This window comes from Acinetobacter sp. AHP123 (assembly GCF_023757925.1).
Classification (GTDB): Bacteria; Pseudomonadota; Gammaproteobacteria; order Pseudomonadales; family Moraxellaceae; genus Acinetobacter; species Acinetobacter oleivorans.
Genome location: NZ_CP092454.1, coordinates 3,426,700 through 3,446,483, shown reverse-complemented (window position 1 = coordinate 3,446,483; position 19,784 = coordinate 3,426,700). Strand labels below are relative to the sequence as shown.

The 19,784-nt window shown below is 33.7% G+C and carries 20 protein-coding genes and 1 tRNA gene; 6 read left to right on the top strand and 15 right to left on the bottom strand.

Annotation, left to right across the window (positions count from 1 at the left end):
* The first annotated feature begins 115 nt into the window (after positions 1-115).
* Positions 116-586 (top strand): Lrp/AsnC family transcriptional regulator, encoded by a 471-nt coding sequence (locus MJX77_RS16395; protein ID WP_004642558.1) that lies wholly within the window; start codon positions 116-118, stop codon positions 584-586.
* 43 nt (positions 587-629) lie between these two features.
* On the opposite strand, the gene MJX77_RS16390 is transcribed toward MJX77_RS16395, so the two are convergent.
* The 3 genes from MJX77_RS16390 to MJX77_RS16380 form a co-directional block, all read right to left on the bottom strand.
* Positions 630-1,379 (bottom strand): YebC/PmpR family DNA-binding transcriptional regulator, encoded by a 750-nt coding sequence (locus MJX77_RS16390; protein WP_005304550.1) that lies wholly within the window; start codon positions 1,377-1,379, stop codon positions 630-632.
* A gap of 161 nt (positions 1,380-1,540) precedes the next feature.
* On the bottom strand, positions 1,541-2,086 hold the full coding sequence (locus tag MJX77_RS16385) for a 1-acyl-sn-glycerol-3-phosphate acyltransferase (RefSeq protein WP_151767964.1): 546 nt from the start codon (positions 2,084-2,086) through the stop codon (positions 1,541-1,543).
* Between the two features lie 173 nt (positions 2,087-2,259).
* Positions 2,260-2,832 (bottom strand): TetR/AcrR family transcriptional regulator, encoded by a 573-nt coding sequence (locus MJX77_RS16380; protein ID WP_252059688.1) that lies wholly within the window; start codon positions 2,830-2,832, stop codon positions 2,260-2,262.
* A gap of 277 nt (positions 2,833-3,109) precedes the next feature.
* Here MJX77_RS16380 and MJX77_RS16375 point away from each other — a divergent pair, with 277 nt between their 5' ends.
* Complete coding sequence (locus tag MJX77_RS16375) at positions 3,110-3,973, top strand: heme oxygenase-like domain-containing protein (RefSeq protein WP_252059686.1); 864 nt, start codon at positions 3,110-3,112, stop codon at positions 3,971-3,973.
* A 182-nt stretch (positions 3,974-4,155) separates the two neighbouring features.
* On the opposite strand, the gene MJX77_RS16370 is transcribed toward MJX77_RS16375, so the two are convergent.
* Positions 4,156-4,232 (bottom strand) — tRNA-Ile (locus tag MJX77_RS16370).
* Between the two features lie 1,184 nt (positions 4,233-5,416).
* Positions 5,417-6,301 carry a LysR family transcriptional regulator gene (locus tag MJX77_RS16365; protein WP_252059684.1) on the bottom strand — a complete coding sequence of 295 codons (885 nt, stop codon included), beginning with the start codon at positions 6,299-6,301 and terminating at the stop codon, positions 5,417-5,419.
* A gap of 89 nt (positions 6,302-6,390) precedes the next feature.
* Here MJX77_RS16365 and MJX77_RS16360 point away from each other — a divergent pair, with 89 nt between their 5' ends.
* The gene (locus tag MJX77_RS16360) at positions 6,391-6,828 is read left to right on the top strand and encodes a PACE efflux transporter (protein ID WP_151987916.1); all 438 of its coding nucleotides are present in this window, start codon (positions 6,391-6,393) and stop codon (positions 6,826-6,828) included.
* Between the two features lie 62 nt (positions 6,829-6,890).
* Here the strand turns inward: MJX77_RS16360 and MJX77_RS16355 are convergent, their stop codons facing one another.
* The 3 genes from MJX77_RS16355 to MJX77_RS16345 form a co-directional block, all read right to left on the bottom strand.
* Positions 6,891-8,306, bottom strand: a complete 1,416-nt coding sequence (locus MJX77_RS16355) for a purine-cytosine permease family protein (protein WP_151768705.1) — start codon at positions 8,304-8,306, stop codon at positions 6,891-6,893.
* Between the two features lie 245 nt (positions 8,307-8,551).
* Positions 8,552-9,016 carry a hypothetical protein gene (locus MJX77_RS16350; protein ID WP_005304574.1) on the bottom strand — a complete coding sequence of 155 codons (465 nt, stop codon included), beginning with the start codon at positions 9,014-9,016 and terminating at the stop codon, positions 8,552-8,554.
* Between the two features lie 243 nt (positions 9,017-9,259).
* Positions 9,260-10,189 (bottom strand): DMT family transporter, encoded by a 930-nt coding sequence (locus MJX77_RS16345; RefSeq protein ID WP_252059682.1) that lies wholly within the window; start codon positions 10,187-10,189, stop codon positions 9,260-9,262.
* Positions 10,190-10,283: 94 nt separating this feature from the next.
* On the opposite strand from MJX77_RS16345, the gene MJX77_RS16340 reads away from it, so the two are divergent.
* The gene (locus MJX77_RS16340; protein WP_252059681.1) at positions 10,284-11,135 is read left to right on the top strand and encodes a LysR family transcriptional regulator; all 852 of its coding nucleotides are present in this window, start codon (positions 10,284-10,286) and stop codon (positions 11,133-11,135) included.
* Positions 11,136-11,198: 63 nt separating this feature from the next.
* Here the strand turns inward: MJX77_RS16340 and MJX77_RS16335 are convergent, their stop codons facing one another.
* The 7 genes from MJX77_RS16335 to MJX77_RS16305 form a co-directional block, all read right to left on the bottom strand.
* Positions 11,199-11,825, bottom strand: coding sequence for a sterol desaturase family protein (locus MJX77_RS16335; RefSeq protein WP_252059679.1), 627 nt, complete (start codon positions 11,823-11,825; stop codon positions 11,199-11,201).
* Between the two features lie 99 nt (positions 11,826-11,924).
* Positions 11,925-12,923, bottom strand: coding sequence for an AraC family transcriptional regulator (locus MJX77_RS16330; RefSeq protein ID WP_192454209.1), 999 nt, complete (start codon positions 12,921-12,923; stop codon positions 11,925-11,927).
* Between the two features lie 88 nt (positions 12,924-13,011).
* On the bottom strand, positions 13,012-13,191 hold the full coding sequence (locus tag MJX77_RS16325) for a hypothetical protein (RefSeq protein WP_035331443.1): 180 nt from the start codon (positions 13,189-13,191) through the stop codon (positions 13,012-13,014).
* A 553-nt stretch (positions 13,192-13,744) separates the two neighbouring features.
* The gene (locus tag MJX77_RS16320) at positions 13,745-14,764 is read right to left on the bottom strand and encodes a fimbrial protein (protein ID WP_252059677.1); all 1,020 of its coding nucleotides are present in this window, start codon (positions 14,762-14,764) and stop codon (positions 13,745-13,747) included.
* Positions 14,761-17,301 (bottom strand): fimbria/pilus outer membrane usher protein, encoded by a 2,541-nt coding sequence (locus MJX77_RS16315; RefSeq protein ID WP_502806536.1) that lies wholly within the window; start codon positions 17,299-17,301, stop codon positions 14,761-14,763. Before MJX77_RS16315 ends, MJX77_RS16320 begins: the two co-directional genes overlap by 4 nt.
* A 56-nt stretch (positions 17,302-17,357) precedes the next feature.
* Positions 17,358-18,101: a fimbrial biogenesis chaperone gene (locus MJX77_RS16310; RefSeq protein WP_198308426.1), complete on the bottom strand. Its 744-nt coding sequence runs from the start codon at positions 18,099-18,101 to the stop codon at positions 17,358-17,360.
* A gap of 73 nt (positions 18,102-18,174) precedes the next feature.
* Positions 18,175-18,711, bottom strand: a complete 537-nt coding sequence (locus tag MJX77_RS16305) for a fimbrial protein (RefSeq protein ID WP_502806535.1) — start codon at positions 18,709-18,711, stop codon at positions 18,175-18,177.
* Positions 18,712-19,156: 445 nt separating this feature from the next.
* On the opposite strand from MJX77_RS16305, the gene MJX77_RS16300 reads away from it, so the two are divergent.
* Together MJX77_RS16300 and MJX77_RS16295 are read left to right on the top strand one after the other, a co-directional pair.
* The gene (locus MJX77_RS16300) at positions 19,157-19,507 is read left to right on the top strand and encodes a hypothetical protein (protein ID WP_252059675.1); all 351 of its coding nucleotides are present in this window, start codon (positions 19,157-19,159) and stop codon (positions 19,505-19,507) included.
* A gap of 63 nt (positions 19,508-19,570) precedes the next feature.
* A complete protein-coding gene (locus MJX77_RS16295; protein WP_199965286.1) occupies positions 19,571-19,783 on the top strand; it encodes a hypothetical protein in 213 nt (70 codons plus the stop codon).
* The last annotated feature ends 1 nt before the right edge of the window (position 19,784 follow it).

Below are 19,784 nucleotides of genomic sequence, written 5' to 3'. Positions count from 1 at the left end.
TAAAATGTGTAAAAAAATTAAACGTTTTAGCTATTTTTAAACCTTTGTATTTTAAATGCAGGTGAGTTGTATAGGGTATACTGTCGTCACTGTAAAATTCTGGCTGGAGATAACAATGGAGTTAGATCGTTTTGATAAACAAATTCTAGAAATTTTGTCTCATGAAGACTTAAATTTGAATGAACTTTCAGAACGGATCAATCTGTCAGTCAGTTCTGTGCATCGCCGGATTAAGCATCTGATTGAAGCCAATGTTATGGGGCAGCTCAAAAGGGAAATTAATTTTAGTAAACTTGGATTTACCTTACACATCTTATTGCAAGTTTCGTTGAGTAAGCATGACACCGAAACATTTGATAAGTTTCTTTCTGAAATAGAAGCAATTCCAGAAGTGACCAATGCATTTCTTGTGACAGGGCAAAGTGCCGATTTTATTTTAGAACTTGTAGCACGTAACATGGATGACTACAGTGAAATTTTATTAAGACGTATTGGAAAAATTGATAATGTTGTCGCGCTGCATTCGAGCTTTGTGATTAAAAAATATAATGTTTTTAACTGTTATAACTTACTCAATAAACTTTAAAAAAACGCACCATTAGGTGCGTTTTTTAAGTCAATTATTTGAATTAGGCATCAAGCTGAGCCAAAACCTCATCTGTGAATTCAACGTTTGTATAAACGTTTTGTACATCATCAAGATCTTCAAACATATCAATCATTTTTAGAATTTGTTTTGCTTGGTCGACATCAGTAATTTCAGCTTTAGTTGATGGACTCATCACAACTTCTGCGTTGTCAGATTTTAAACCAGCAGCAGTTAGAGCATCTTGAACTTCACCAAAAGTTTCTGGTGAAGTGATTACCAAAATTTCATCTTCTGAAACTTCAATATCTTCAGCACCAGCTTCTAAAGCAATTTCCATGATTTTGTCTTCTAAAGAAACATCTTCAAAAGTAATTTCACCACGTTTAGTAAATAGATAAGCGACAGAACCCGCAGTTCCTAGGTTGCCATTTGTTTTACTAAAACAGTGACGTACATCTGGTACTGTACGGTTTAAGTTATCTGTCATTGTCTCAACAAGAACAGCAACACCGCCAACACCATAACCTTCGTAAGTTACTTCTTTTAAATCATCATTATCTTCACCACCGGCACCGCGTTGGATTGCACGGTTGATGGTGTCACGTGTCATATTAACTGAAAGAGCTTTTTCAACTACTGCACGCAAACGAGGGTTACTAGCAGCATCTCCACCACCAAGTTTGGCAGCAGTCACAATTTCACGAATATATTTAGTAAAAACTTTACCGCGACTTGCATCTTGTTTCGCTTTACGATGCTTAATATTGGCCCATTTAGAATGACCCGCCATGGACGTGAACTCCAAAAAAAGAAAATGCAAAAGTGCTGGAATATTAGCATAGGCTTGGTTTTGTTGAAAACCGTTGCCCTGCGTTTTGTTAGCCAATTGAATAAGAATAATAACCTTAAGGCCTAATGAGTGAGATCAGGCCGAATCAAATCCAATTTGATCTAGTTAATTTTGACATCTATGTCAAATTGCGCATATAGCTCTTTAATCGTTTCCAAATCTTTTTGTAAGTCTGTTGGGTAAATTTTGCCTAGAATCCCGCCTTGTTTGCTTCGAGCGTTGGCATACATAAGCACAATTGGAACATTCGCTGCTTTTGCTATATGCCAAAAACCTGTACGGATAGGTTTACGTTCTGAGCCATCTTTCGCACGAGTAGCTTCAGGGGCAATCACCAAGTTAAAAGTTTCATGAGTTTGAAATTGTTCAACCATTTGAGAAACAATATCTTTACTCGCTTTGCGGTCAACGGGAATGCCACCAAGTTTTTCTAAAAATGGTTTAAGAGGACCCTTAAAAAGTTCTTTCTTTATTAAAGTATGAATCTTAATGTCTAAAATTTGGAAGAGAGCAATAGAGAGCACTGCATCTAGATTTGAGGTATGTTCAAATCCAATAATAACTTGTTTTTTTTCAAGAATTTTGGGATCTACATTATAGGTCCAACCAGCAGCTTTAAAGATAGAGTTAGCTAGAAATTTTTTCATAGATCAGTGCAAGGTGATAAATTTGCAGGATTCTAATATGAGTTTGTAAAAAAGCCTAGAAAAATTATGAAAGCTAAAGTAGCCAATTAAAAATGAAGATTATCTAAGCTTGAAGATTTAAAAAGTTCTTTTTTATTTTTCTTTAAACATAATAAACTTAGATAATTTTAAAATTAAGAAACCTGTTGAGGTATTTCTTCATTAATTAAAAACTCAATATACTGCCAAATTTTTTCAGCGTTAATTAGTTTTTTATCTGTTGTTCCATCAATAATCATCCCATCAATAATAGAAATAATAATATGAGTAAGGGGAGTAGGGTTTTCTATACCTAATTGAGTGAGCTGGTTTTGTAGTAAATGAGTTAACCACTTTGTATACTCATAAAATGGTTCACGAATTGAAGTATATTGTTTAGATACTTCAATAAATGCTTTTTTAAATAAGCAACCATTAAATGTTTCGCTATTGATCCATTCAATATACCAATTAAAAATAATACGAATTTTCTCAAGCGGGTTAGCATCTTGACGTAAATTTAATTGTTCATTAATTGAATTTTGAATATTTAAGTTTCTATGTTGCAAACACTCCATAATTAAATTTTCTTTTGAAGGAAAATATTTATAAAAGGTCATCTTTGCAACATTAGATTCAGCAATAATACGGTCAACACCAGTTGCATTGTAGCCAATCTGATTAAATAAATTTAAAGCAGTATTTATAATATCTTCTTTTTTTGACATTACTATTCCATATAGTTAGAACTAATTATAACTTAATCGAAAAATTAAAATTTTAATATCAATGATCATAATAAAAAAAGGGATTGGATTCAAGTTGATATTGTGATAATGATTATCATTAGCATGAGTTTTTTTTAATTTTCTATTTGATTTCGTACGATTTTAATTCTAATATGGATTGATAAAGGAACATATTTAAATATTAATTTAAGTCATTGTTTTCATAATAAAATATGTAAAAATCGATCAGGCTTCAATAAGTTTAATGAGAGTAGATATGCCTAAGAAATTTGAGAATTTTAATAATCCTAGAAAGAAAGCACTCGCAGGGATGAAGCAAAGCATTTCTACTGAACTATGGGAAAAAAATTCAGACTTTTTGACCCAATTAAGAGAAAAAATTGCTAAACATGCGGTGTCACATCATCCTGCAATTGATATTTTAAATAACGGAGAAATTAATAAAGAAAATTTAAAAAAAATACACTTAGAATACCGCCATGCAATTGTACAAACTTTTACTGATGCACTGCTCATGGCCCAATTTCAAACTAAACAACTAGAGCCAAGATTGCATGCCGGTGCGAAAATGTTTCCCCGTTTTCTTTTAAGCCTAAATATTTTTGATGAATTTGGATTTCGTCCAGGTTTAGACAAAGATGGTTATTATCAGGGAAATCCTGAATATGCCCACTATCCTTTGTTTGAAGACGTATTAAATGATTTTGGTATTACAGAACAAGATCGTCTGACTTATCAGCCGACTGAAATTGCAGATCAAGTTAGAGTGTTTTTAGAAAATGCTTATGATGACTATAAAGCTGTTTCAGCCTTATTAGCAGTCGCAGAAGAAGAGGTGATTCTTTATAGCCCACCGTTACGTAAAGCGACTAAAGCTGTAGGTTTAGAGGTAGAAGGTGGTGGTTATTATCATGTACATGGTATTTCTGAAGATGAAAGTGCCGAAGCCGCAGATGATGATCATGAAGAAGACTTATGGTATGTCTTAATGCAAGCTTGTACGGAAGAAGATTATAACTATATCGAAAAGTTATGCTTAGAGTATTGTGATTTATGGGAAAAATTTTGGGATGCTCAATTAGAACATACAGAGCTTATGTGGAAGAAGATCTTAGCTTAATAGAAGAAATAGAAGTATTGAGTTTAGAAAAAACGTATTTTAAAGCAGTTAAAATTTTAAGATAAAATAAAATTTACATTTTGATAATTAAATTTTGAATATTGTTTATAACGGTAAAACGAATTCTATTTAGATAAGCATTAAAAAACCCCATAAACTTTTTAGTTTATGGGGTTTGTATTTGGTGGGCCCACCGTGACTTGAACACGGGACCAACGGATTATGAGTCCGCTGCTCTAACCAACTGAGCTATAGGCCCTATAAGTCAGAAAAGCTTTAAATCTCAAGGCCTTTCAGTGCGTGCAATACTAATCAATTTTTTAATCAAACACAAGTCATTTTCTAAACTAGGCGCATACAAGAAGCAAAAAAATATTGCGTTATTTTGGTTAAATATTACGAGCGAGAGTGATTCTAGCGTATGAGTACTTCATGAGTAAAGTGAACTTAGTTATTTATCGATCAATTAGAACTTATGCCTGTCAGAAGTTTATAGTGATTGGGTTTTAGTTAATTATCAGTTCGAATAGTTAATTCTTTTAAAACATCTTTTGTTTGAAAAATAATCAAACTTCAGGTTGATTGAGTATTGCTTAAAATATGACCAAAATTGGTTTTTCAAAAAAATTTACAAACATAATTTATACATTTATGTCTTACACAGAATTTATAAATATTTGTTCAATAACGACTATAGAATATTTTAAATAAACTTAATTTAAGAAATATTTATCTACGCTAAATTTTTAGAAAACGTACAACTTTATAAAATCCTATTTATAGAATGATGTACTCTTATCATAGTCAATTCTATATCACTTTAATGAGGGTTATTCTTTGCAGTCTAATAGTTACTGTAATAAATCTAGTGAAAGTGATTAATTTTTTGAGTAAGGTTAATCCAAAATTCTAATTAATTTTCAAAAAACTAGTAATATAAAGATAATATTTATGAAATTAATTTTGTTTAGGGCATGGGGAAAAAACCATAAGCTTTAACGAGGAAATACAAAAAATAAGGGAGCAAATTGTGCCTCCTTAAAATTAAGACCTTTATCTGATTTTATTAAAAAATTAGAACTTTTTAGTAGAAGAGTTGGAAATTTTTTAATTGAAATTTCTTTCTTTTTTCTCATGTGTTTCCTATACAAAACTTAAAGTGTGACTACTTTCACGCTCGATACAAATGATTGTATTTTATTGAATTTATTCTTGACTAAAATGCTAGGTTTTAATAAAGTACAAATGTATTTTCCCAAAATAAAAAACTATTGCTTAGTCCTGAAATACAGTAAGAAGCCTGCTTTTTTAAGTAGGCTTCTTGCTTTTTGTAATATAGAGAAAATAGGAAAGACCAATAATCTGAATTTTAAAAGTAAGTATATAATTAGAAATAAAACTATAGAAAGATCATGTGTGCTCAGAGAGCTACAGTATAAGAAATTATAAGTTTTCTTGAATAATCTGAATGAGTTCTCGAGCCGCTTTAGATAAGGGGCGGTCTTGAAGCCAAATTAAGTAAATGGATAAAGGTAAATGATTTTTAGTATTTTTAAAATCTAAAAGAACTAAATGACCTTGTGCAATTTTTTCTTGTACTAATGATAACGGGAAATTTCCCCAACCGAGTCCTGCTTCAACCATATTAATTGCTGTTTGTAGACTATTCGTTTTCCAGTACATAGCACCAATAATTGACCGGGAATCTATCATTTCATGGTCGCTACTCGCCACTACAATTTGTCTAATATTGATTAACTCTTCAATAGAAAAATGCTTTGTTTTTTCTTGTAGAAGAGGATGACTAGACGAGATAGTGGCAACGACTGTTTCAGTCATTACTAATTGCAGATTTTCACGCATTTTTATATTGAGGTCTGAACCAGCTAAGCAAAGACTAATTTCTTCCCTATAAAGTAAATTAAGGATGTCATCTTGAGGCGCAGTAATAACCTCTATATTTAGTAAGGGGAATTTATCAGCTAACTTCTTTATTGAAGAAAATAATAGTTTTGTATTTACGTCTGAGACCACACCAATACGTAATTTACTCTCTAGTCCTAAAGAAAGTTCATGGGCATGAGTACTAAATAGTCTAAGTTGTTCAGAAATAATTCGTGCTTGAGGTTCCAAAGCTAATGCGGTAGGTGTAGGAATGACCTTGCGATGAGTACGTTCAAATAAGGTGTAACCCAATTCTGCTTCTAGATTAGCAACCGCCATACTGACTGCTGAGGGTACTCGATTTAGTTTACGGGCAGCCGCAGAGAAAGATCCCGTATCTAGTACAGTAATAAAGAGTTCAATATTTTCGCTGTTAAAATTCATTTTGATATCAGTAGAACTGAAAGCTATTAACTTTATATATGATTTTGACTGAAATTAAAATATAAAGAATTAATTAGAGTTTGCCTATTATGCAAGGTGTAAAGCGTCGAATTGTCTATGTTTCTGCTTATGAAGTCATCGGAATGATTATTTCATCAGTAGGTTTAGCGATTTTGGCAGGTGATAGTGTTGAACATACAGGACCACTCTCTGTCATGATTACGACCATCGCTGTAACTTGGAATTTTATCTACAATATTTTATATGAGAAGTGGGAGGCTAGGCAGAGCAGTAATGTTCGTACAGTTAAACGTAGAGTTGGACATGCTATTGGTTTCCAGCTTACCTTAGTCCTATTTTTGATTCCTCTTATTGCATGGTGGATGGATATTTCTCTGATTGCTGCTTTTTGGTTAGATGTGGCCTTTATTATCATTATTCCTATCTATACTTTTATATTTAATTGGAGCTTTGATAAGTTATTTGGATTGCCTGTTTCGGCACAGGCTAAGGCATTACAAGAATAGTCGTCAAATCAGATCAATAAGCTATCAAGGTGTGTGACGTTGATAGCTTATCTCTAGTTTAATTATTTGATTTGATCAATGACTAACTGCTTTGAAAACTTAAGTTGAGCTTTCTTGGCGAAAATATAATAAATCACTGCTGTAGAAATCAGTCCTACCAGCCATGATAAGTCGATCCCTCCTAACATTGCAGCAATTTGTCCCGTATAAAATTTACTATCAATAAAGGGTAGTTGGATCAAAATACCGAGAAAGTAGCAGGTGATACCAATTCGATTCCAACGGCCATACTTGCCATTTGGATCATAGAGCGCATCTACATCACATTCTTCTTTAGAGATAAAGTAGTAATCAACCAGATTAATAGCACTCCATGGAATAAAGAAGGTAAGTAAAAACAAAATAAATGCTTTAAAAGCGCTTAAAAAAGTATGTTCACCTATAATTGCAATAAATGTTGAAATCACAACCATAGCTAGGACAATGAGTAATCTTGTTATTTTTGAAATTTGATTTGTCGATTTGAAACTATTCCAAACCGTAGCAATGCACATAAAACTACCGTAAGCATTTAAGGTTGTCAGAGTAACTTTGCCAAAAGCGATACTAAAATATAAAAAGGTCACGACGAGGGCAATTGGGTTCATACCCACAACATATTGAACTTCATTTCCGACAAAATTACCGTTTGCTACCTGAGCAATCAAAACACCTAGGCTCATAGAAATTTGCGAACCCAATAGAGAACCTAAGCCAACGGCCCAAAATACACGAGATGAAGATGTTTTAGTTGGAAGATAACGGGAGTAGTCTGCAACATAAGGCCCAAAAGAAATTTGCCAAGAAGCAGAAAGTGAAACTGCTAATAAAAATGAAGACCAACTAAAATGACGTACTGCTAAGAGTTCAGATAAATCAGAAAGTGCTAAAATTTGAGTCAAAATAATCACAAAAGCGATCAAACCAATAATACTGGCTACTTTGCCTACCAAATGAATTAAACGATATCCAATCGTTGCAAATATAATGATTAAACATGCGTAAATTAAGATACCAGTTGTATTGCTGACATGTGCGAGATGTGCAATTGCTTTACCAGCCAATACCTCTCCAGTTGCAGTAAAGCCAATATACATGAGGCAAACAAGTATGATTGGAATACAAGCACCATATACCCCAAATTGCACACGGCTTGAAATCATTTGAGGTAAGCCAAGTTTAGGACCTTGGGCAGCATGTAGTGCCATAACGGCAGCACCAAAACATTGTCCCACGAATAAACCAATAATAGACCAAAATACATCCCCGCCTAATACAACTGCTAGCGCACCCGTCACAATGGCTGTGATTTGTAAATTAGCACCAAACCAGAGGGTGAATTGAGCAAATACTCCGCCATGTCTTTCATTTTCTGGAATAAAGTCAATACTTCGGTTTTCAATAAAACTACTATTTGGTTTCTCAGCCGATGAGTCCATTTCACTCTCCTTGTCCTTTAAGAGTCCACTCTATTTTTATTAAGTCAGTATTTGTACAAACAAATACAAACATGTATATACAAGTAATTTAAAAAATAATCAAACAATTTCTGAGGCTGTAAAAGCTAAAAGTGGTTTAAATAATTCATAGATAAATAGAAAATGTATTTGATTAATTTTATTTTTTAAAAAGTTAAATAATGGAAAAATAATATATAAAAAAGCCCTCTATAGAGGGCTCAACTTTATGCGTTTGCATCTAAAACGATTTGGAAATAAGTAGGAAGTTCAGAAAATTGCACGAGTTGGGTTTTATCTTCTTGTTTAAAATAATACTGATAATTTGGAGTTTCTAAATGGTTATCTAGATATTGTGTTGCATCAGTAAACTGTGCTTTTGCAATGGGCTTATCTTTCTTGCATTTAATAATAACAGGGTTTACGGAGTTTAATTTTACAGGAACACCATTTTCAAATTTAGCAGTTTCAATCAACAAAGAAATTTTGAAATCACCAAAATTTACACAAAAGTGGCCTCCATTTTCTGTCTTAACTTCTCGGTCAGAGAAAAGATCTTTAAATAAACTCTTCAGGGATTCCCGGTGTTTATCTAAAGCAAGTTGAAATTCATGATCTCGTTGCTCGATCTTTTCTTGTTCTTCTTGTAGCAATTTGGCTTGCTTTTCAATAGTTGTAAAATCCAGCTTCATTTTAATATCTCCTTTGGTTGTTTTAAAACTATATATGGCAATCTTTTATTAAGTTTTAAAGAAACATACAGTATTTGTTACAACGGAATAATTAAGATGAGCTTTTGTATAAAACTTTATAAATGTAAAAAATATTTTCGAAAATATAGGAACTTAAAGAGATTGTCGGGAGGTGATTTTGTATTTTATATTTGAAAATGCTGCTACATATTAATAGTAGATTTTAATGTAGCAGCATATTTCTTATTTTGTACAATGTTTTGCCATAAGTGGAGTACTTTTAATTTTTAAAAAACCTCCGCTACTCATTACACCAAGCATCACTAAAGCGGTTCCTACTAACTGCCAGATATTAAGGGTTTGCCCAGCAAGCAAAGCAATGATCATACTGAACACTGGTACAAAGTTAAAAAATACCGAAGCGCGGCCAGCACCTAATTTTTGTATGCCATTAAACCAGAATAAATAAGCAATCATAGTAGAGCAGATAACAACATATCCCATGGCTAAATGTGCATTTAGGGGTGCAGATGCAATGGCTGAAAGAGGATTTTCAAATATCACACTCAACAAACCAAGTGTTATTGCTCCAAACATCATAGAAAAAGTCGTTGTTTCTAGCGGAGTAGCATTTTTTACATAACGACGAGATAGTACATTTGCGAAACAAAATCCAAATGCACCCAATAATATAAATAGATCTCCAATGTCTATTTTGAGGTGAAGTAAAGTTGTTATATGGCCCTGACTAATCACAAGTAACACGCCACTTAAACCGAATAAAACGCCTAAAAATTTACTAGTGTTAAGTTTTTCACCATCTAGCATGATTGTCATTAATAGAGTCATTAAGGGGGTAGTTGCCATAATTAAAGCACCGTTCACGGCAGATGTCGTTTTTAAGCCATAAAAACAGCCTATGTTGAAGCCTGCAATTCCAATTACTCCAATCACAAGATAGATAACTAAATTTTGGCTTAAGGCTGCCCATCTTAATTGGCCTGTTATTGAAAAGATCAGAAGTAAGCCTAGGCTTGCAATTGAAAACCGTTCAGATGCAGCAGATAGCGGAGGCATATGTTGAATGATATAAGACATTGCATTAAATGCTGATCCCCAAAAAAACATTGTTAAGACAACACCAGCATAGGCATAAGCCACCGTTCTGTTCATGGACAGGCTCCCATCAAGAAAGGTTTTATTCTGGGCAATTACATAAAGGTGTACAATTCCATATTAATACACTTCTAATGTGAAAATTTGCACAATGATTGATTGGGAAAATTTACATTACTTTTCAGTTTTTACAGAAGAAAAGTCACTGTCAGCGGCTGCCCGAAAATTGGGAGTAGATCATGCAACTGTATCTAGAAGAATTGCCCAGCTAGAACAAAATTTAAAACTTAAATTAGTTGATCGTAGACCACGCACCTACATCCTAACTCCTGATGGTGAACGTCTTGCGCAAGTGGTAGCTCGTATGATGGAAGAGACTTTTTCTATTGAACGTTTAACTCAGGCTGGTCAGCAAGAAGTGATGGGAAGTGTTTCTATCAGTATGCCTCCTTTAACTGCGGCACATCTCATCATGCCTCATCTGGGCAGATTTTACCGACATTATCCTCAATTAAAATTGCGTGTGCTCGGTGATGTTCATTATGCTTCTTTACAGCATAGTGAGGCTGATATTGCGGTAAGATTTGGCCGTCCTAAAGATGAAAATTTAGTAGCTCGTAAAGTAGGTGAAATTCCTTTTGGAATATATGCAGGTCCAAATTATTTGGCTTCAACGGCTCCTGAAAATTATGAATGGATTAGTGTAGAAGTAGGGGGAGTACATGGTCAAAAACAGCAAAAACTAAAAGAAAGATTAAATCATAAAGAACCGATTATGGTGACCAACCATCCTGAGTTGCAGTGGAGAGCTGCATGTGGAGAAGTGGGGTTAGCGGTCTTACCGGATTTTTTAGGCGCTCTTAGCAATTTAGTTAGATTACAAGATGATTATCCGATGAGTGCTGAAATTTGGTTAGTTACACATGAAGATTTACGGCATAGTCCAGCAATAAGAGTAGTAATGGATTTTCTTGTATCTTGTTTTGAGCCTTTTAAAGTTTAAGCTGTTAACTCTCGATTTATATAAAAAGCTGCTGGAGTCCGCAGCTTTTTTACTTTGATATATTTAGGTCAAACTGACTTCTATTCCGTTGCGTAAATTAGATTGATCCTGGACAGAATTTGAATCAATTTTGGCATAGGATTTGGTGAGTATACGTCTAGCAGTAAAATTAATTGGTTTTTCTAAAAACTTTGGTAATTTAATACCAAGTGGATTGGTCTCAGTTTGAGAGACTTCGGTAGTGACTCTAGTTCCCATAATATAGTCAAACCAAGGTTTAGTAACGCACCAATTAGCATTTTGATTACTTGTCATGTGATGATCATAGTGCCAAGGAATACGTTTTTTTGCATATTCTGAATCTAAATGTGCTTTTGAATGTACACGCCAATAATTCCATAAACCATAATAGAGCCCAGCTGTAAAAAATGGAGCGACAGGTAAAAAAATTGTAGCAGCTCCAGCTAATCCAATTAATGCTGTTTTTTCATTATAAATTTCAGCATTTTTAAACATCGATTCAGCATAACCTTCATCTTGAAAACCATTTAAGCGAGCGCGCTTATGATGAGCGATGTGAGTGAAAAATGGGCTATTACGATATTGACTTGGATATTCGTGTAACCAGACTTTATGAAAGTACCATTCAAGACCATTAGCAACAAAAACACCTACAGGAAAACCAAGCATATTGGGAACTTCTTAATTACAATTTAAAATGATTATAAAAGAAGAATGTTTTATCCCTTTGACTTAGCAGGCAGCTAGATAAGTGTCATTAGAATCAATTTAACTATTTTGTTTACGCTGGCGATAAGCACTAGGAGTCTCACCAGTCCAACGTTTAAAAGCTCGCGTAAAAGCAGAGGGTTCAGAAAAACCAGTTAGATAAACTATTTGATCAATGGTTTCTTGTGTGTGAGCAAGTAAACGTCTGGCTAGTTTTTCCCGATGCTGATTTAAAATTTTCTCATAATTTATATTAATTGCTTGTAAATCTGCTCGAAGGGTACGGGGATTACGATTTAATTGTTCAGCAATAAATTTTTGATCAAAATGCCCAGATTCAAGTAATCCATTGCTAAGCAAACGCTCAATAGCATAAACGAGTTGATGCTTTTCTAAAGTCAGTAACTGTTGTTCTGCAAGCGTTTCATGAATTCTTAATAATTCTGGTTCAGCAGCTGGTGAAGCTTTATTTAAAAGTACGCTAGGAAAAATAATAGAACCTTCAATTTGCCCTAAAATCACGGAGCAATTCCATATTTCCTCATATATTTCTGCTGATGCACCTTCTTGATGAGGCAAGATAATTTGAGTAGGTCTGAACTCTTTATTTGTAATATATTTAAAAAAATTAAGAAAAATACCTATGGCACATTCAAGATAATGTCTTACGGGATGCTTAAAACCAGACAGTATTGCTTGATCTTCCTTAATTGTTAATTTTAGGTCAAATACATCTGTAAGTATGGCTTGATATCTTAGGGTACGCTGTAAACCTTCTCCAAAAGTTGAGCTACTCAAAAATAGATATTCAATTACTAATCCCCTAAATGGCGGCATTTGACTACCTACATGCAAGCCAATATCAGGGTCTTCACTTATTTCTTCAGCCGCTGTCCAAAACCTTTGTTGAGTCGAATTATCTCTACGAATATTTTTATCGGGAGGCTGATTGGGTAAATTTACACTTGCAAAAATAGATGCTGCATCTAAGCCCATCTTTTGCATAGTCTGATAAGTCATCCACAAAAAAATTCCAGCATCTGAAGAACTTTTTGACATACTTTGATTACAACCATCCCTATAGAATCTATGGTGCATTCAATCATGATTTTACTATTGATGCTATATCCTAGAAATTCATAGTATTTTAATTATCGGGAAAGAAACCAGCATCTTCACGTGCTTGCTTTAAAGCTAAGATAAAGCAGATTAATAAAAGGAATCCTATGAAAAAAAGAAAAAAATCGATGTTACTAATCGCAAAACCTATACTTGTAGCGCCTAGACTTAGTAATAAGATACATAATATTTTCCAAAAAATGAGCATGTTACGTTCTGATAAAAAGTCTAAAGATATTATTTGCAATTGAAGGGGAATTCTAAATTTTTTTATGTTTTTTTTATTATAAATTATGTAATTCAGTAAAATTTTAATTTTTATGGTTTTGATATAAAATTATGAAAATAAATAAATTTTTGTTTTACTCGGCTTGATGAGTGAATTTTAATTTTTCTTAAAATTAAGTTTTTATTAATTAATAGAATGATAATTCTTTAGAAACACTATAAAATAGTGCTCATGAATTAAATTTATTTTTTTAATTTATTTAAAACAATATGTTATGTTGGTTATTAGAATCTTTGTTAAAAAAAAGACTTGATCTTTAAGCTATTTTTTGAAATTATAGTCATGCAAATTGTGATCTATTTCCCACAATTTGTATTTCAGGTTAAGTGGTTATCACTAATGCTCATTTGCTATTTTTGCTTATGAGCATTTTTTTATGTGATTTTTTAATAGAACTACAAAGTTTAAAAATAGCCTTTGAGTTCCCTTGATAGCATTAAGCTTATTTGTTTAGTAATTTTATAGAGAATAGTTAATCATATTGAATCGTCACCGTCGCTGTGGCTTTAACCTCACCTGCAGTCACATTGGTGGCGGTCTGATAGTAACGGGCAGTTAAAGGAATATCATATTCAACAGTTTGGTTGGAGCTCACGCTACCTATATTGAGTTTGGTTGCTTTTTGAATCGGCTTATTTGCTCCACTCATATTCCATAGCAGTTCAACACCGACGCCGTTAGCTTTTATTGCATTCGCAGCACTGTTGTTAATCACCTGATTATTGGAGGTATCAGAATTATAATCAAAACTTAAGCTGATCGTATTGCTCGTAGCGATACCAGAGTTGTTTTCACCACCATTACATAAGATTGATAGATTAAAATTCTGTTCCCCTTGGGTTGATCCAATCGCTCTAAAGCCTGATTTCATCACGGTTGGAAGTTGAACTGGTGAATCTACACCATTTTGAATTTCACAAGATGAAGACGCAATAAGAATAGGGGCATTACTTAATACAGTAGTGGTTAAAAATGGGCGGTTCTGTTGCCCTGATACGTAATAGGTACTGTAACGGCCTGCAACTAGTGCACCAGAACCAGTTGTCATGGCAGTTTTAATAACTTCCATAACAAAATATCCAGGGGAAAGTGTATATGTTTGATTAGGTGTTAATGTACGTCTATAAGGATAATATCCTGAAAAATCTGAAGCATCGGCAGCTTCGCGATAAAGTCGAATACCAATACCTGGAATATTGGTGGCATAAACATTATTGCCTATTGGGCTAATTGGATAATTTAAGGGGAGAGCTGCAATAATTTGATCACTCGCACGATTACAAGTTGCAGTCGAATTATTAGGTGATACTGTAAAAGTATTCTTTTGTAAGATTGTTCCTATTGGATCGTTTGGTTTTACCACGATTTTACCTATCGTCATTGGAATATCGACGGTAGTAAATCCTTTACTTAAATTGCAATTTGCATTTGTATGGCTATAAGCAAATAGACTCACTGCCAGAAATCCAATTTTTTTTAAAATATTATTCATTTACAGACTGCCTTTGTCATAATAATTGGTTGGTTGTTATGCTTTATTTGATCCGCTATATCGTATTCAATCTCACATTTTTCAGTACTCGTATTTCCCCATTTCACATATAAACGATCATGGGTTAAGGGTGTTCGTAAATAAATGCGACTGCCTTGTGCGACAATGCCTATTACTTCGTTATTCTGGTTATATACCTGTGCGGCAAAAGGTAGATGTGAACCATCTAATGTTGTTGTACTAATAAAAAGTGCATAACCTTTTTTTGTTGAGAATTGGACTTTAGTGATTGAGCCTGCATAGGGTGCAATCCGTAAACTACTTTCAGCAAGTTCAACTTGGGTAGACATGCCTTGTGGGTCAAGACTAATGTCATTCATACGGTAAGGCGTAACATAGGGAATAACGGCATACCCGTTTTTGTTAATACTTAACCCAGGTGTATTACCGACTTGTGCTCCAGTAGCATTCGGCGCATAGACCAACACCATGGTTTGGGCTTGATCTGGCCCAAACAAAATTCCTTGAGAATGTGTAACAACATTACCACTCAAGCTAAGCATTTCTTGTTGGTATGAATCTGCATGACTGAATGAAGCACCAAGTGTTGTATAGTTTGTTTTATAGGTGCCATTAATATTTAGGTTGGTTTGATCATGGTCCAGATTAGAAATTGATGCGCCGTAGTTTAAGCGATTTCCTGTAAAGCCACTGAAGCTTAAAATCTGACTGTCATCACCAATAACACTATTAAAAGTCAGAGAGTTTTTCTTAAAATCTAATGGAAAAGAGAATGACGCAAGGTACTGTGTATCTTGTCCTGTGCGAGCGCCGTCTTCTTCAATCTCGCTGCTCATTGCAGATAAACTATAAGTTAAATCTTTAAATTGATTGCTATAACCTAATTGGAACTGTTTATTTGTCTTGGGTTGATTCCAATAATTTATCCATGAACCGACTAAGTAAAAATTTCCCCATTGCTTTGGAAGTACCTGATTTAAAGTAATCTGAAATTCACTTTTTTGTTTGCCTACGGAAAAGCTATCAATATTTTGCTTTTGTAAATCTTGAATTAAAATTGCATCACGCAATTTGAGGTAGTTTTCAGTTGAATAGCGATAAGTAGCTAATGTTAAATTAGTATCTGTTGGTGAAAATAACTTACTGTAGCTTAAACGATAGCTTTGCCCAGTCATTTTAGGTTGATGATCAAACTTAGTTTTTGACTGGGTAGCATCAAAAGAAATCGCACCAATAGGTGTTGAAAAAGCTGTACCTAGTAATAACGAGAGATATTGTTGCGTTGCTTGAACCGCACTGTAAGTTGTGAGGTAATTATTAATTCCCCGTTGATATTTACCTTGTATTAGCCAAGGATTTAGACCTAGATTTGAATCTCGAAACTGTCCTAATGTGAAAGAGTATCGACTCATTTGCGGGCGTAGCATTTCGACGACAGAAGCATAGGGAATAGCGAATTTCTGAATTACGCCATCAGATTCAATTACCGAAACTTGTAGCTCGCCCCCAAATCCTGTTGGGTAAAGATCATTAATTTCAAAGTCTCCGGGCGGTACTGTTGTTTGATAAATTAAGTTGCCTTGTTGCCTAACCTCGACTTTCGCATTGGTTTTTGCATAACCTCTCACTCTGGGAGCATAACCGAGCATACTGTTTGGAAGCATTCGGTCATCACTTGAAATATTTACACCGCGATATGGTAAAGAATCGATAAAATCACTATTAGTAAAATAATCGCCTAAAGTCACAACACCATGAATTTTCGGAAATGCTTTTTGTATATATGTATTTGTTGAAGTATAAGAAGAATTATCAGATTGAAAATCAGTATGGTCTTGCCATTTCCATTGTCCATTATGGCGAAATTGCCAACTCGCTAAATTTGCTCCAAGATTAGTCCCCATAAAAGCATATGTACTTTCATGTTGTTCGTTAACTATTCGATAAGCAGTCGCGTTATATGTCAAAAAAGTTGCATTAATACCTCGATCCCAAAGATGTGGATCGATATAGCCCTGTGCATTTTTTTCTAATGTGACTTGGGGGATAGAGATATCAATTCTTAAACGAGAGCTATCAAATAAATAAAAAGCATTATCTATCCAATGACCTAGTGCATCACAAGAAAGAGAGGATGTATGAGAATGTTGGCTAAGCACATCAGCTTTTACACCATATTCTAGTAACATGGCTTCTGTAAAACAGGTTTCGGCATTTACGTTAGGAGAGCTGGCATTAAAGCGCATGCGTCGTTTACCCAACCATTGACCATTAACATAGACATCTAAGCTATATTCACCAGCTAAGATGGGGTTTCCATATTTGAAACGACCAATATCAATTTTTTGTGCATTACCTATTAAAAAATTGCTATCAAATTCTGCTTTTGAGAAACCTGAAACATCAACATTATTTTGTGCATATGCTGCCAAAGGCATAAATAACGCAATACTTGAGGCCACATAACAAGTAAAAGGGCTTTTTAAACATATATAAGGTATAAACCATTTAGACATAGTTTTAGAGCCTATTCATGATAGGTATTTAGGTTTTTTTAAGTAATATAGTAAGGTTAGAACTTTATTGGATGCTCAACTCTTCCGCCGTAATCATTGATATATACAAAGCTCATATCTGCTACATTTTTATTTTTAAGTTTTATTTTATCTTCAGAAAAAGGGGCAACCATTAAACCTTGTTGTAACAAGTCTGCTTTATGGCCTTCAGTTCCTTGTAAAATGGAAGTGATAGTGAGGAAAAAGGGAGTCGGGTTCTTTATTACTAGATATTGATCATTTATTTTCCATTGAACTTTTTCACTTAGCTGTTCAATATTTTCTTTTAGATCTATAGGACGATAAAAGAATTTAATTCGCGAACGAACAGCGAGCTGTAAAAAATTATTAGAAATTGGGGTACTTTGGTCTTGTTGAGTTTTGCCTTCGGGTTTAGGAGGTATATCTAAAACATTAAGCCAGAAAATTGATTCTTGTTGCTGACTTAATTGAGACGAATTAGGTAGAGCTGTAATTCTTAAAGTTTGGCCCTTAGTTGCTTCTACTCGTGAAATCGGGGGAGTAATAATGAAAGGCACATTTGCTTCATCGGGAGTTGATTTTGCATTTCCATCATCAATCCAAGCTTGAACAAGAGACGGAGCTGTGCCGTTATTGCTTAGTTGTAATGTGATCTCACGTGCATTTGAAGGATAAACGACACGAGTTCCATGCAAAACAATTTCAGTATGACCTGTGGTAGTCAGTGCTACCTGTAGGCAAACTAATCCCCAAAAAAACTTACGACCACGAAAAAGCATGAGCCATATTCTCAATAATGAATAATAAATAGGAGATAGCTTCTATTTAGAAATAGAAGCTTCAGTTTTAATTTTATTGATAAATAATTGTGTATTTTACTTGCGACGTTACCGTACCAGCAGTAGAAGCACCTGTAGCATAATATTCAGCATAATAGTTAAGGTCAGCATCACCACCTGCTGAAACATTTACCCATTGCGAGTTGGTCTGCGTGCTATTCGTACTTGTAGCAAGTACTGGGATTACAGCGTTATTACTGCCTAGCAACTGGATATTCACGTTTGTTGCCGCACCCGAGGTTGCTTGGTTTAATAAACGACCAGTATTAAAGTCAACTGTAGCGCCCGGCTCGAAATAAGTGGCAACTTTACCAGCAGAAGTACAGTTCGTTAAATTAATTTGAAAAGGTGTGCGACCAGCCACATCACCTGCATTTTTTAAAGTTTGAGATGAAACTGTAGGTAGATTAATTGTTAGATTTTTATCTCCAGTATCAATAGTACAAGTATTATCTGTAACAAGACCATTAATAGTAATTGTGCCATCTGCTGCTTGTGCATTTGTTATATTTAAGAGAGAAACCGCTGCTATAAAAATAAACTTTTTCATAAAATCCCCAGAATAGCCTTTTAAAATAAAATCCATTACTTTTCAGCAAGTTTATTCTGCTTAAGTAAGGCGAAGGAAATATATCACTTTTCAACCAAAAAACAAGAAGAACATTATATTTATATGTATTTTGATCAATTGTTTTTATAGATAAATATTTTTGAAATATATTTTTTATCAGTTGGTAAAATACTTTATGATTCATATTTAAAATAAAATTAAAAAACTCGTAATATTTAAGTGTTTGTATTTTATTAAATTAATCTAACTTTAAAATATTTTTGAGTAAAAAAGTATATTTTATTTACATAACTGTTTGTTTTTAAATAATAAAATTATTTTTAAATTTATCTTGTGAATAAATTTATTTTTTAAGAATTTTTTAAGATTCAATTCCTACTGTTTTAGTTGTAATTCAATAAAAGATAATCTGGAGTTCCGTTCCATGAATAGTATGAAGTATAGCTATAAACCAAATTACTTTTTCTTTGCTCATAAACTAGTTTTGTTTTTAAAGGATTATCTGATTAAGCACCCAACGGAGCAGCAGACAACGTTTAATCTACAGACGATTTATGACATCTTTAGTCATGATCTTGCTTCAAGTACAACTAATCTTGAGGGTATCTTAAATATTGCAGATGGATACGTCTTTGAAACAGAAGATGGTTTACTTCCATTGATTAGTAAGCACTCTGTTAATCTCAAGAATCATGTACTTTCTTTGGAATTTTCACCACAAGCTTTGACAAGCTTATTGTCAGGTCGCTCTTTAGTTAATCCTAAAGCAGCTTAGATTTTCTTTTAAGGTAGAGTGAACTCATATAAAATTCATAAAATTTATTTTTAAGAGTTATTTATGAGTAAAGACTTTAAGGCCTTAACTTATATTGCGGATGATAATATAGCAGATACGGTGACTTGGCTCTTACACCATCAAGATGTTTTCGATTCTTTTAATTTTGATGTATTGAGCCAAGAGCTGTCTGTAACACATGCAGCAGGAAAAGACATTATTCGGGTAGGGACATTTCTTAATGCCACTTACGGAATTTTAGTTACTTCTGTATAAA

Bases quoted from the DNA above. Each gene is read 5' to 3' on its own strand.
- MJX77_RS16395 (WP_004642558.1), top strand. From the start codon at position 116: ATGGAGTTAGATCGTTTTGATAAACAAATTCTAGAAATTTTGTCTCAT.
- MJX77_RS16325 (WP_035331443.1), bottom strand. From the start codon at position 13,191: ATGCTCATTTTTTGGAAAATATTATGTATCTTATTACTAAGTCTAGGC.
- MJX77_RS16300 (WP_252059675.1), top strand. From the start codon at position 19,157: ATGAATAGTATGAAGTATAGCTATAAACCAAATTACTTTTTCTTTGCT.
- MJX77_RS16295 (WP_199965286.1), top strand. From the start codon at position 19,571: ATGAGTAAAGACTTTAAGGCCTTAACTTATATTGCGGATGATAATATA.
- MJX77_RS16340 (WP_252059681.1), top strand. From the start codon at position 10,284: ATGATTGATTGGGAAAATTTACATTACTTTTCAGTTTTTACAGAAGAA.
- MJX77_RS16355 (WP_151768705.1), bottom strand. From the start codon at position 8,306: ATGGACTCATCGGCTGAGAAACCAAATAGTAGTTTTATTGAAAACCGA.
- MJX77_RS16375 (WP_252059686.1), top strand. From the start codon at position 3,110: ATGCCTAAGAAATTTGAGAATTTTAATAATCCTAGAAAGAAAGCACTC.
- MJX77_RS16385 (WP_151767964.1), bottom strand. From the start codon at position 2,086: ATGAAAAAATTTCTAGCTAACTCTATCTTTAAAGCTGCTGGTTGGACC.
- MJX77_RS16320 (WP_252059677.1), bottom strand. From the start codon at position 14,764: ATGAATAATATTTTAAAAAAAATTGGATTTCTGGCAGTGAGTCTATTT.
- MJX77_RS16315 (WP_502806536.1), bottom strand. From the start codon at position 17,301: ATGTCTAAATGGTTTATACCTTATATATGTTTAAAAAGCCCTTTTACT.
- MJX77_RS16330 (WP_192454209.1), bottom strand. From the start codon at position 12,923: ATGTCAAAAAGTTCTTCAGATGCTGGAATTTTTTTGTGGATGACTTAT.
- MJX77_RS16360 (WP_151987916.1), top strand. From the start codon at position 6,391: ATGCAAGGTGTAAAGCGTCGAATTGTCTATGTTTCTGCTTATGAAGTC.
- MJX77_RS16390 (WP_005304550.1), bottom strand. From the start codon at position 1,379: ATGGCGGGTCATTCTAAATGGGCCAATATTAAGCATCGTAAAGCGAAA.
- MJX77_RS16365 (WP_252059684.1), bottom strand. From the start codon at position 6,301: ATGAATTTTAACAGCGAAAATATTGAACTCTTTATTACTGTACTAGAT.
- MJX77_RS16310 (WP_198308426.1), bottom strand. From the start codon at position 18,101: ATGCTTTTTCGTGGTCGTAAGTTTTTTTGGGGATTAGTTTGCCTACAG.
- MJX77_RS16345 (WP_252059682.1), bottom strand. From the start codon at position 10,189: ATGAACAGAACGGTGGCTTATGCCTATGCTGGTGTTGTCTTAACAATG.
- MJX77_RS16380 (WP_252059688.1), bottom strand. From the start codon at position 2,832: ATGTCAAAAAAAGAAGATATTATAAATACTGCTTTAAATTTATTTAAT.
- MJX77_RS16350 (WP_005304574.1), bottom strand. From the start codon at position 9,016: ATGAAGCTGGATTTTACAACTATTGAAAAGCAAGCCAAATTGCTACAA.
- MJX77_RS16335 (WP_252059679.1), bottom strand. From the start codon at position 11,825: ATGCTTGGTTTTCCTGTAGGTGTTTTTGTTGCTAATGGTCTTGAATGG.
- MJX77_RS16305 (WP_502806535.1), bottom strand. From the start codon at position 18,711: ATGAAAAAGTTTATTTTTATAGCAGCGGTTTCTCTCTTAAATATAACA.